Source organism: Aerococcus mictus, assembly GCF_003286595.3.
In the GTDB taxonomy this organism is placed as follows: Bacteria; Bacillota; Bacilli; order Lactobacillales; family Aerococcaceae; genus Aerococcus; species Aerococcus mictus.
Map to the genome: position 1 here is coordinate 237,179 of NZ_CP132985.1, position 12,022 is coordinate 249,200.

General features: G+C 43.8%; 11 protein-coding genes. 9 read left to right on the forward strand and 2 right to left on the reverse strand.

Annotated features, from left to right (window positions below):
* The first annotated feature begins 47 nt into the window (after positions 1-47).
* From tsaB to DBT49_RS01125, 5 genes are read left to right on the forward strand one after another with little or no spacing between them, the layout of a single operon-like run.
* Positions 48-779, forward strand: coding sequence for a tRNA (adenosine(37)-N6)-threonylcarbamoyltransferase complex dimerization subunit type 1 TsaB (gene tsaB, locus DBT49_RS01105; protein ID WP_070559562.1), 732 nt, complete (start codon positions 48-50; stop codon positions 777-779).
* Positions 760-1,422: a ribosomal protein S18-alanine N-acetyltransferase gene (gene rimI, locus DBT49_RS01110; protein ID WP_070559561.1), complete on the forward strand. Its 663-nt coding sequence runs from the start codon at positions 760-762 to the stop codon at positions 1,420-1,422. Before tsaB ends, rimI (DBT49_RS01110) begins: the two co-directional genes overlap by 20 nt.
* Positions 1,367-1,873: a ribosomal protein S18-alanine N-acetyltransferase gene (gene rimI / locus DBT49_RS01115; protein ID WP_168163197.1), complete on the forward strand. Its 507-nt coding sequence runs from the start codon at positions 1,367-1,369 to the stop codon at positions 1,871-1,873. The genes rimI (DBT49_RS01110) and rimI (DBT49_RS01115) overlap by 56 nt, the downstream gene beginning before the upstream one ends.
* Positions 1,839-2,855: a tRNA (adenosine(37)-N6)-threonylcarbamoyltransferase complex transferase subunit TsaD gene (tsaD, locus tag DBT49_RS01120; protein WP_224786523.1), complete on the forward strand. Its 1,017-nt coding sequence runs from the start codon at positions 1,839-1,841 to the stop codon at positions 2,853-2,855. Before rimI (DBT49_RS01115) ends, tsaD begins: the two co-directional genes overlap by 35 nt.
* A 52-nt stretch (positions 2,856-2,907) precedes the next feature.
* Positions 2,908-3,189 carry a DUF503 domain-containing protein gene (locus tag DBT49_RS01125; protein WP_070559558.1) on the forward strand — a complete coding sequence of 94 codons (282 nt, stop codon included), beginning with the start codon at positions 2,908-2,910 and terminating at the stop codon, positions 3,187-3,189.
* Between the two features lie 65 nt (positions 3,190-3,254).
* On the opposite strand, the gene DBT49_RS01130 is transcribed toward DBT49_RS01125, so the two are convergent.
* Positions 3,255-5,204, reverse strand: coding sequence for an ABC-F family ATP-binding cassette domain-containing protein (locus DBT49_RS01130; RefSeq protein ID WP_070559557.1), 1,950 nt, complete (start codon positions 5,202-5,204; stop codon positions 3,255-3,257).
* Between the two features lie 234 nt (positions 5,205-5,438).
* Here DBT49_RS01130 and DBT49_RS01135 point away from each other — a divergent pair, with 234 nt between their 5' ends.
* From DBT49_RS01135 to groL, 3 genes are all read left to right on the forward strand, one after another.
* Positions 5,439-6,083, forward strand: a complete 645-nt coding sequence (locus tag DBT49_RS01135) for a redox-sensing transcriptional repressor Rex (protein ID WP_064293403.1) — start codon at positions 5,439-5,441, stop codon at positions 6,081-6,083.
* A 620-nt stretch (positions 6,084-6,703) separates the two neighbouring features.
* Positions 6,704-6,973: a co-chaperone GroES gene (locus DBT49_RS01140; RefSeq protein ID WP_013668958.1), complete on the forward strand. Its 270-nt coding sequence runs from the start codon at positions 6,704-6,706 to the stop codon at positions 6,971-6,973.
* A gap of 81 nt (positions 6,974-7,054) precedes the next feature.
* On the forward strand, positions 7,055-8,683 hold the full coding sequence (groL, locus tag DBT49_RS01145; protein WP_013668604.1) for a chaperonin GroEL: 1,629 nt from the start codon (positions 7,055-7,057) through the stop codon (positions 8,681-8,683).
* Positions 8,684-8,812: 129 nt separating this feature from the next.
* Here groL and DBT49_RS01150 read toward each other — a convergent pair whose 3' ends face one another.
* Positions 8,813-10,099 carry an adenylosuccinate synthase gene (locus DBT49_RS01150; RefSeq protein WP_070559556.1) on the reverse strand — a complete coding sequence of 429 codons (1,287 nt, stop codon included), beginning with the start codon at positions 10,097-10,099 and terminating at the stop codon, positions 8,813-8,815.
* Between the two features lie 610 nt (positions 10,100-10,709).
* Here DBT49_RS01150 and purB point away from each other — a divergent pair.
* Complete coding sequence (gene purB / locus DBT49_RS01155; protein ID WP_070559555.1) at positions 10,710-12,005, forward strand: adenylosuccinate lyase; 1,296 nt, start codon at positions 10,710-10,712, stop codon at positions 12,003-12,005.
* Positions 12,006-12,022: the final 17 nt, after the last annotated feature.

Genomic DNA, 12,022 nt, shown 5'->3' on the forward strand with positions numbered 1-12,022 from the left:
AATGTTAGAATAGACCTACATGAGTTTGAAGCACAAAGGGGATTATCATGCGAACATTAGCTATCGATACATCAACGGTTTCTATGAGTATTGCGCTGATTGAAGATCAGACCACTAAAATGGAAATCACCACAAATACTAAAATTAAACATTCTAAAGCCCTTTTACCCTTGATTAAACAGTTGTTTACTACGGTTGCTTGGGAAGTAAGTGACCTGGACCGAGTGATTGTTACCCGGGGACCGGGTTCTTATACTGGACTTCGAATCGGGGTGACCACTGCCAAAACCTTGGCTTGGACCTTAAATATTCCACTTTATTCAGTGACCAGTTTAGAAGCCATTGCTGCCAATGTCGTTGGGGAGGAAGGCATCATTTGTCCTCTGATTAATGCTAGACGCCAAACCGTTTTTGCTATGGCTTATGATAGTGATGGGCAGGAAGTAGAAGGACTAACTATGGGGCATTACCGTCTAGCAGACTGGCTGGACCAGTTAAAGACAGCTTATCCAGACCAAAACTTGTATTTCATCAGTTCGGACATTGACCAGTTTGAGGAGCTGATTCAAGAACATTTAGGCGAGCAAGCCAAATTATTGCCGGCAGAAAAAGGGGTTATCCACGCTCCCTTACTGGCTAAGCTAGAACTAGAGGAAGAGGATGTCGCCACTTTCTTACCAGACTATGCTAAATTAGCAGAAGCCGAAGAGCGTTGGGAGGAGAAACACCCCGAAGAAGCGGAAGCAAACCGAGGCCATTATGTGGAAAGAATGCTTTGATCGTTGGCTATTTCAGCTGGGCAATAAAATTACCCAGTTATTTGCTGATGAACCCGGCCAGGCTTTGAGTCAGCAGATCGATTTGGATAAGGCTACTTTGACTTTTGGCCTAGACCAGGAGCTTGATTTAGCTATCTCCGATTCGGAGTGGATTGACCAAATGGTGGCTTTGGAGCGGGCGGCTTATGATGGGCATCAGATGTGGTCCAAGAAGGATATCTATAATGATATGCTTTACAATCCGTCAACATTTTACCTACAAGCCTTTAAGGAAAAAGAACTGCTGGCCTTTGTGGGTTGTCGGCGGGACAAAGAATCGATTCACATTTCGAATTTAGCGGTACTACCAAGCTACCAGTCCTTAGGGATTGGGTCCAAGCTCTTAGACTTGGTCAAACACTTAGCTCCTGAGCTGGAACGTGACTCGATAACCCTAGAAGTGCGTTTATCCAATGAAGGTGCCAAGAAATTCTATCTACGAGAGGGGTTTAAGGCAACAGGAAAGATGGTGCGTTATTATCGTGATAATCATGAAGATGCGCTTACTTTGACTTGGCAAAATGAAGCCCACCAGGTTGCCCAAGAAGATGAAGCAAATCATAGTCTACCACCGACCGGAGGCCAAACAGATTCCCGGGATTAGTCAGCAGGTGCTGGCTTTTTACCAGGAGGCTTTTGACCATATGCCCCATATCGCCAGGGATTGGTTGGAGCGGGGCTTAGCCAGTCCGCGACTCTATTTATTCTTCTTGCTAGATGAAAAGCAAGTTGTTTTAGCGGCAGCCACTTTTCAATTGTTGGCTGATGAAGGGGAATTACTGCATTTTGCAGTCAGCCCCCAAAGACGGCGCCAGGGTTTGGGGGCCTTTCTTTTGGCTCAGGCCCTGGTCCACTTGGAAGAACAAGGCTTAACCCGTTGTTTCTTAGAAGTCCGCGCTCACAATATCCCTGCTCAGGCCTTGTATGAGAGCCAGCGCTTTAAGTGTATTGACCAACGCAAAAACTATTATCAAGATAATCATGAAGATGCAAAAGTTTATTTATGGGAGAGATCGACCAGTGACAACAATATTGGGAATCGAATCAAGCTGTGACGAAACCGGTGCAGCAATCGTTATTGATGGCAAAGAGATGAAGTGTAATGTCGTTGCCACACAAATAAAAAGTCATATGCGGTTTGGTGGGGTAGTCCCAGAGATCGCTAGCCGCCACCATGTTGAGCAAATTACTCAGGTGATTGATTACGCCATGAAGGAAGCAGACGTGACCTGGCCAGAGATTGATGCTGTGGCGGTTACCAAGGGGCCTGGCTTAGTAGGCTCTTTACTTATTGGGATCACTGCCGCCAAAACCCTGGCCTTTGCCCATGACAAACCCTTAATCGGCGTCAACCATATGGCAGGGCATATCTACGCCAATAATATATCTGATCAAATGGTTTTCCCTTTATTAGCCTTAGTGGTTAGTGGGGGACATACTGAATTGGTCTATATGAAAGAAGACGGCCACTATCAAAAAATCGGTGATACCCGTGATGACGCTGTGGGGGAAGCCTATGATAAGGTCGGCCGTATTTTAGGGGTTCCTTATCCTGGGGGTAAACGCATGGATGAAATGGCCCAAGAAGGGCAGGCCATTTATGACTATCCACGTCCCATGATCAATGAGGATAATTTTGACTTTTCATATAGTGGACTGAAATCAGCGGTCATTAACCATGCCCATAATGCGGAACAAAAAGGGGAAAAATTAAATCCTAATGATGTGGCAGCCAGCTTCCAAGCAGCGGCTGTTGAGGTCCTAGTAACTAAAACCATGCGGGCCATCGCTGCTTACCCGGTCAAACAATTAGTGGTTGCCGGAGGCGTGGCCGCGAATTCTTCACTTAGACAGGAACTAGAAAGTCATCTAGCCAAAGAACATCCTGAAGTGCGCCTCTCCTACCCACCATTAAGTTTATGTGGGGATAATGGCGCCATGATTGCAGCAGCTGCCTACCCGCAATACCAAAAGGGCGACTTTGTCGGCTTGGACTTGGATGCTAACCCTGGTTTAGACTTAGGTGATGAAAATTAGTCGCCTTTAAGCAACGGCCAATTGATTGTCAGGGAAAGCTTGAGGAGGAAAGATGGTCTTAATTGGTTTAGAAGTTACTTTTATCATTGACCAAGCTTATACTTTGAAGGATAAGCGCCGGATCGTCAAAAGTATGGTGGAACGGGCCCAACAACGAGAAAAGATGACTGCTGCTGAAATTGCTGACTTAGACTTAGTCAACCAAGCGGTGGTAGCTTTTGGCCTAGTCTCTAATTCATACAGCAAGAGCCGGCAACGCTTGCTGAACTATCTCGATAAAATTGAAGACTGGTATCCCATTGAGGTCATTCATACCGAATGGCTTGAAGCTTAAAAAGAAAAGGTATGCTTACAGGAGGACTGCTTCTTGAGTCCTGGTGTAGGCATGCCTTTTTATCTTTATTGGTCAAAGTCTTCCAACTGACTTTGAACGGTTTCCCATTCCTTAAAGAGCGCTTCTTGTTGGGCTTGTTTGTCTTTAAGAGATTGGTCGAGTTGGTTTAATTCATAGTAATTTTGTAAAATGTCAGGATCAGTCATTTTTTCCTGGATCTCTGCTATTTCTTCATCTAAGCTTTCAATATTTGCTTCGATTTTTTCGCTTTGTCGTTGGAGTTTTCTTTCTTCTTTTTGGCGTTCCTTACGATTTTGATAGGCTTGGGCGGATTGGCTGGGTGCTGGTTTTTCTTCAGAAAGACTAGACTGGTCTGCTTTATTTTCTTCAGCTAGCCGTGCTTCCTGCTCGGCTTTTTTATTGAGGTAATAATCGTAATCGCCTAGGTAGAGGGTGGAACCCTCCGGACTGATTTCAAGCACTTGGGTGGCAATCCGATTAATAAAGTAGCGGTCGTGGCTGACGAATAGCAAGGTTCCATCATAGGCAATCAGGGCATTCTCTAAAATCTCCTTAGAATCGATATCCAAGTGGTTGGTCGGTTCGTCCAGTACTAAGAAATTATCATGATTAAAGGAAAGTTTGGCGAGGGCAAGCCGGGCCTTCTCGCCCCCACTCAGCATGGCGACAGATTTTTCCACGTCTTGGCCGGAGAAGAGGAAGGAACCCAGGATGGTACGAATGTTTTCCTCGTTAATGGTCGGATGGTCATCCCAAAGTTCATGGAGGACATCCTTATTGCTGTGGAGCTTGGCTAATTCTTGGTCATAGTAGCCAATAGTCACATTAGCCCCATAGTGGATTTCCCCCTTGATGGCAGGGATTTCTTGGATAATGGTTTTTAAGAGGGTAGATTTACCCACGCCGTTGGGCCCCACCACTGCGATAGCTTGTTGCTTTCTAATATCCAGCTCAATCGGGTAGGAGAGTAAGTGATCATCGTAACCAATGCCTAGCTGGTCGGCGGTAAGGACCACATTGCCACTAGACTTGTCCGTGAGGAATTGAATATGGGGACTTTTTTCGTCTTGCTTAGGCTTTTCGATTTTGGGCATCTTTTCGAGTTGCTTACGTCGACTCTGGGCCATCTTAGTGGTCGAGGCTCTAACAAGGTTACGGGCCACATAGTCTTCTAACTTAGCGATTTTCTTTTGTTGTTTATCATAGGCCTTTTGCCAGCTTTCGAGGCGGACGGCTTTTTCTTTGAGGTAGAAGGAATAATTGCCCTTATAATATTCCATACTGTGGTTGGTCATTTCATAGGTTTCATTGGTGACATGGTCTAAGAAATAACGGTCGTGGCTGACAATTAATAAGGCTCCTGGATAAGAAGGCAGGTAGTCTTCTAGCCAGGTCAGGGTTTCAATGTCTAAGTGGTTGGTGGGTTCGTCGAGGATGAGAATATCGCGCTTTTCGAGGAGGACCTTGGCCAGGGCTAGCCGGGTCCGTTGACCACCAGATAATTGATTGATGGGTTTGTCGTAATCTGATTCGGGAAATTGAAAGCCGTGGAGGACCATGCGAATTTCGGAATCATAACCGTAAGCATTGCTTTGGTTGACTTCTTCTTGTAATTGGTCATAGCGTTTGAGGGCCTCTTGGTAGCTTGCTTCATCCTGGGCATCGGCCAAGTCTTGAGCGGCTTGCTCGGCATGGTGGATGAGGGCAATAGATTCTTTAAAAACCGACCGCATTTCTTCATAAATCGTCCGTTGACTGTTTTCAATGGCGGCATGTTGGTCCATGTAGGCAATGGTCTTACCCTTAGCCCGGGTGACTTGCCCTTGGTCAGGTTCTTCAATGCCTGCTAAGATTTTGAGTAGGGTGGATTTGCCGGTGCCGTTTCGCCCGACTAAGGCAGTACGACTATTATCTTGGATGGTCATTTGGACATCTTGGAAAAGAATATCGGAGCCAAAACGTCGCATGAGTTTTGATCCTTGTAATACAATCATTGGATCCTTTCCTCCTAAATCGTTTATTATTGTCTTCACTAGTGTATCATATTTTATCGACAGATATTTTTTGACTTTGTGAACTTTCCCTTAGAAAGGGGCGGGATTATTCACAAAGTTTTAAAATTAATGAAAATTAGCAGAAAAGATTTATGTGATTTTTCACAAAGTTCTTTCCATTTTATGATTTAGGTGATAAAATGTATTTGATATCTTGTGAAAAGGAGTGGAAACATGAAGGAAATTCCACGTGCAACGGCTAGGCGGTTACCGCTTTATTACCGTTACTTGCATAATTTTAAGAATATGGGTAAGACACGGATTTCTTCCAGCGAACTCAGTGAGGCGATCAAAGTGGACAGCGCCACTATTCGCCGGGATTTCTCACATTTTGGTGCCCTAGGGAAGCGTGGTTATGGCTATGATGTTGAAGCTCTATTGGACTTCTTTAGTCGCCAACTCTACCAAGACCGCCTCACCACAGTGGCTTTAATCGGGGTCGGTAATTTAGGGAACGCCTTATTAAATTATAACTTTAAACGGACCAATAATATCCGGATTGGGGCGGCCTTTGATATTAATCCTGAGATTGTAGGAACCGTCCATAGTGGGGTACCGGTTTACCCTATGAGTGAATTAAAGGAACGGATTCAAGAAATGGAAATTCTGATTGCTATTATGACCGTTCCGGAAAAAGTCGCTCAAGATACCGTGAGTGAATTAGGTGAAGCCGGTATTCAAGGCATCTTGAACTTTACGCCGGTGGTTTTAGATGTTCCTGAAGATATTCATGTCCAAAACGTCGATTTAGCCAATGAGTTGCAAACCCTGATTTACTATATCGGTAATCGAAATGGCAACAATAAAAAGAAAAATTAGTAGAACTAGCAAAAGTTAGCTAGAAACTGGTCAGACGATCAGGTCTAACTTATGTCAGTCGCTTAGTAAAGCCCTCTTAATGGAGGGCTTTTTCTTGTCATCAGTTTTTATAGAAAATTTTGCTTCTCTTTTAAATGCTATTGATGAGCATTCGTTCTGCTTTTGAATTTTGGTCGTTGAAAAGCCATGGCATCGGCTCGAGCCGAGGTCTCTCGCTTAGCGAACTTCAAACGTTTAGTACGGCTAATGCCTACTAAACGTAATTCACATCGCTTGCTTATTCATGGCTAACTACCTCATTCAAAGCGCCACTACTGCTCAACGCTATTTATCAAATAAATGCTATCAAAACATTACTCATCAATAGTAAAAATGAAAGTGCAAAGAGTTTAATCTATCTCAATTTCCTAATTTCAAAGATATATATACTTTTTAAATGATATTTTATATTTTTAAAGTGATAACAAGAAAAAAGGTCAAAAAAAGTCAACGAATTACTTGATTTATATCTGGAAATGTTTTACTATAAATATTGTAAGTTAGCAGTCGGAGATGATGAGTGCTAACAAATCATTAAAAGTGTTATTAATTAGTATGTGAAATTTGGAGGGATATTTTAAATGTTAAAGCCGTTAAATGAACGTGTGATTATTCAAGTCCAAGAAGAGGAAGAAAAAACTGCTTCTGGTATCGTTTTACCATCTGCTGCTAAAGAAAAACCTCAAGTAGGTCAAGTGGTAGCTGTTGCTGATGCTACTGATGATTACACCCCTCAAGTTAAAGTGGGCGACCAAGTTATTTTTGAAAAATACGCAGTAAGCGAAATCCGCTATGAAGGGGAAGATTACCTCATCATTAAAGAAAAAGATTTAACTGCTGTAGTTGAATAATCATTGACTGAACTTCGACAATCAACATAAAAAACATTGAATTCTCGATCATGCTTAGATTTAGAATAGGAGATAGATAGAATGGCCAAAGATATTAAATATTCAAGTGATGCAAGACAATCTTTAGTAGAAGGTATTGATAAATTAGCCAATACCGTGAAAGTGACCTTAGGGCCTAAGGGACGTAACGTTGTCCTAGAACGTAGCTATGGGTCCCCATTAATCACCAATGACGGGGTGACCATTGCTAAAGACGTTGAATTAGAAGATCACTTTGAAAACATGGGAGCTAAATTAGTTTCTGAAGTCGCTTCTAAGACTAATGATGTTGCTGGTGACGGGACAACTACCGCTACTATCCTAACCCAAGCCCTCGTCCATGAAGGTTTCAAAAATGTGACAGCAGGGGCAAATCCTGTGGGCATTCGTCGTGGGATGGATCAAGCTATCCGCAAGGCAGTAGAAGCTTTGAAAGAAATTTCTGTTCCAGTGAATGCTAAAGAATCCATTGCTAACGTTGCGGCAATTTCTTCCGGCGACCAAGAAGTAGGCCAATTAATTGCTGACGCTATGGAAAAAGTAGGCCAAGATGGTGTCATTACCATTGAAGAATCACAATCCATGGACACTGCCTTAGACGTTGTTGAAGGGATGCAATTTGACCGCGGTTACTTATCCCAATACTTTGTAACCGACAACGATAAGATGGAAGCTGTTCTCGATGATCCTTACATCCTGCTCACTGATAAGAAGATTTCTAATATCCAAGATATCCTTCCATTATTAGAACAAATCGTACAACAAGGTAAATCCTTATTATTAGTGGCTGACGATGTTGAAGGTGAAGCACTTCCTACTTTAGTCTTGAACAAAATTCGTGGAACCTTCAATGTTGTTGCTGTGAAAGCGCCTGGCTTTGGTGACCGTCGTAAAGAACAATTAGAAGACTTAGCTGTTCTTACCGGTGGTACAGTCATTACTGAAGACTTAGGTCTTGAATTGAAAGACACCAGCATTGATCAATTAGGTCAAGCTGCCCGTGTAACCATTACTAAAGACGATACCACCATTGTTGAAGGTAAGGGTAACAAGGAACAATTGGAACAACGTGTGGCTCATATCAGAAAACAAATTGAAGAAACTACTTCTGACTATGACCGTGAAAAATTACAAGAACGTCTTGCTAAATTAGCTGGTGGGGTTGCCGTTGTTCGCGTAGGTGCAGCCACCGAATCTGAACAAAAAGAACGTAAATTACGTATCGAAGACGCTTTAAACGCTACTCGTGCTGCGGTTGAAGAAGGTATCGTAGCTGGTGGTGGTACTGCTTTCATGAATATCCAAGACAAGGTGAAAGAAGTCGTTGACTCCTTAGAAGGTGACGAACAAACTGGTGCAGACATCGTGGTTCGTGCCCTCGAAACCCCACTACGTCAAATCGCTGAAAATGCTGGTCTAGAAGGTTCTGTCATTGTAGAACACATTCACGATAAAGACCAAGGTGTTGGTTACAACGCTGCTAGCGGTGAATGGGTAGACATGATTTCTGATGGTGTGGTTGACCCAACCAAGGTGTCACGTTCTGCTTTACAAAATGCAGGCTCAGTAGCTGGTTTGATTTTAACTACTGAAGCAGTTGTTGCTGACCATCCAGAAGAAAATGCAGGAAATGATGCAGCTGCAGGAGCAGGCGCACCAGGGATGTATTAATCCGAAAACTGAATAGGATAAAGATTGAAAAGCGCTTGGGAATTTCCCAAGCGCTTTTTCACAAAAAAAAGTAAGCTCAGATTAAGGAAATTTTCCTCAGTCAGAGCTTACTTTTTCTCTTTATCGTTTTTACCAAATATTATCTAAGATTAAGGTTTGGGTCCGGTCAGGTCCTACTGACACTGTGGCAATGGGGGCCCCTACGATTTCACTGATGCGACGGACATAAGCTTTAGCATTTTCAGGAAGTTGGTCAAAGTCTTGACAGCTAGTTATGTCTTCTTCCCAGCCAGGTAAACTTTCATAGATGGGTTGACATTGAGCTAGGTAGCGCAAGTTAGCGGGGTAAGATTTGGATACTTGGCCATTAGGGGTTTGATAGCCTACACAGACCTTGATTTCATCCAGGCCAGTTAAGACGTCTAAACAGTTCAAGGAAAGTTTGGTTAAACCAGAAACCCGGCGAGCATGGGCCGTCACCACCCCGTCGAACCAACCTACCCGGCGCGGACGACCTGTAGTGGTACCATATTCATGGCCAACTTCACGGATGCGGTCCCCAATAGCATCATGCAATTCGGTTGGGAAGGGACCGTCACCTACTCGAGAGGTATAGGCCTTCATCACTCCGATAACCGTATTGATTTTGCTTGGTCCAATCCCACAACCGACTGTAGCACCACCGGCAATGGGGTTAGAGGAAGTCACGAAGGGATAGGTCCCATGATCAATATCCAGTAAGACCCCTTGGGCCCCCTCAAAAAGAATGTTTTCCCCTTGGTCATAGGCATCATTCATCAATAAGGAAGTATCCGTGACATATTTTTTCAGATTTTGGCCATATGCTAGATATTCCTGGTAGATGGTGTCGTAGTCTAATGGTTCTTCGTCATATACCTTGGTTAAGAGTTCGTTTTTGATTTGAATTTGTACAGATAACTTTTCCGCGAAAGTTTCGGGGTCAATGAGGTCAGCCATCCGGATACCATTACGGGCAATTTTATCCATATAGGCGGGACCTATCCCTTTTTGGGTAGTACCGATCTTATTGTCGCCTTTACGTTCTTCATCCAAGCGGTCGATCAGTTGATGGTAGGGCAAGATCACTTGAGCCCGTTCAGAAATGCGGAGGTTTTCACAAGAGATTCCTGCTTGGCGCAAATAGGCCAATTCTTCAAGTAAAGATTTAGGGTTAACAACCACGCCATTTCCGATCACACTCAGTTTATCTTCTGAAAAAATTCCTGAGGGAACGAGGTGGAGCTTAAAAGTTTGCTGGTTGAATTGGATCGTGTGGCCAGCATTATCTCCGCCTTGGTAACGGGCAATAATATCGGCTTGGCTACTGAGGTAATCGGTGATTTTCCCTTTTCCTTCGTCGCCCCATTGAGTACCTACAACAACAACTGATGGCATATGCGTTCTCCTTTATCTATTCGATCTTAATAATGTCTTCATCATGTTAGCTTGTGGCATAACACCCAAAATATTATACCGCAATTTTTTTTGAAGAAAACCTTTTTTTAGGCTCTGACCTTTTTAATAATAAAAAAAGTCCTTGCTTGCCCTAAAAAAATAGCATACATTTATAAAGTAAGAGTGCGACAGTCACAACGAAGGACGAAATCATTGGAGAAAACTGTCATAAGCTCAGCTAAAAGGATGTGAGGACGCCGTTAGAGACTTGAATCACTGGAGGAAAATACCATAAGCACAGCACGCCTGTGCGTTGGAGTTTTCTGAAGTGACTTCAAGGCTGGCGTACGAACTCAGCTAGCCTGAGCGTTGGCAGTTTTTGAAATGGACGTTCGTCCTGTGACTGGAGCAGGTTTGGTAAGGATGTGAGAACGCCGTCAGAGACATGAATTGCTGGAGGAAAATACCATAAGCACAGGAAACTGTGCGTTGGATTTTCTGAAGCAACTTCAAGTCTGGCGTCCGAACTCAACTAAACAGAGTGCGACAAGCGCATCAGAAGGCAAGAAGCACAAGGCAGAGAGAACTGCCAGAAAAGGAGTCAAATTAGATGATTAATCGCTATACCCGTCCAGAAATGGGACAATTGTGGTCGGATGAGAACAAGTACCAATCGTGGTTGGAAGTGGAAATTTTAGCTGTTGAAGCTTGGGCCGAATTAGGAGAAATCCCCCAAGAGGATGCCCAAGCGATTCGTCAGCGTGCCAAGTTCGATGTCAACCGTATTTTAGCGATTGAAGCTGAAACCAAGCATGATGTGGTGGCTTTTACCCGCTGTGTTTCAGAGTCATTGGGTGATGAGAAGAAATGGGTCCATTATGGTCTGACTTCTACCGATGTGGTGGATACGGCTTATGGCTACCAATTAAAGCAAGTGAATGACCTCCTCCGCCAAGACTTAGACGATTTCTTAGCGATTCTTAAAAAGCAAGCCCTCAAATATAAAAACACCCTCTGCATGGGGCGGACGCACGGGGTTCATGCGGAGCCGACAACTTTTGGCTTAAAAGTGGCCCGTTGGTATAGTGAATTTAAGCGTCATCGTGAACGTTTTGAACATGCAGCTAAGGGAGTCGAAGCGGGAAAAATTTCTGGTGCAGTGGGGACTTTTGCTAATGTTCCCACCCAGGTGGAGGCCTATGTTTGTGAACATTTAGGAATTCGTGCCCAAGAGATTTCGACCCAAGTCCTCCCGCGTGATTTACATGCAGAATATATTTCAGTCTTAGCCCTAATTGCTACCGGAGTGGAAAATATGGCGACCGAAATCCGCCACTTACAAAAGTCCGAGGTAAGGGAAGTGGAAGAATACTTTGCTGCGGGTCAAAAGGGCTCTAGCGCCATGCCCCATAAGCGTAACCCGATCGGTAGTGAGAATGTTACTGGGCTGGCCCGGGTCATTCGCGGTCATGTAGTGACTGCTATGGAAGATGTCAGTCTCTGGCATGAACGAGATATTTCTCATTCCTCAGCTGAGCGGATTATTTTACCCGATACCACCATCTTAGTGGACTATATCCTCCATCGTTTCGGTAATATCCTAGCCAATCTAACCGTATTTCCAGAAAATATGAAGCGCAATATGCAGGCTACCCATAATTTGATTTTCTCCCAAAGGGTGCTGTTAAAATTAATTGATGCAGGTCTTTCTAGGGAGGCGGCTTATGATTTAGTCCAACCCCTAACCGCTAAGTCTTGGGACCAAGGCCTTGATTTTAAAGGCTTAGTCGAAAATAATGCGGAAATTCGCCAGTCTCTTGACCAAGCAGCCATTGATGATGCCTTTGATCCGGCTTATCACTTGCGCCGAGTGGATGAAATTTATGCACGTTTGGGATTAGCTTAGTTGGTTATTCTTAAATG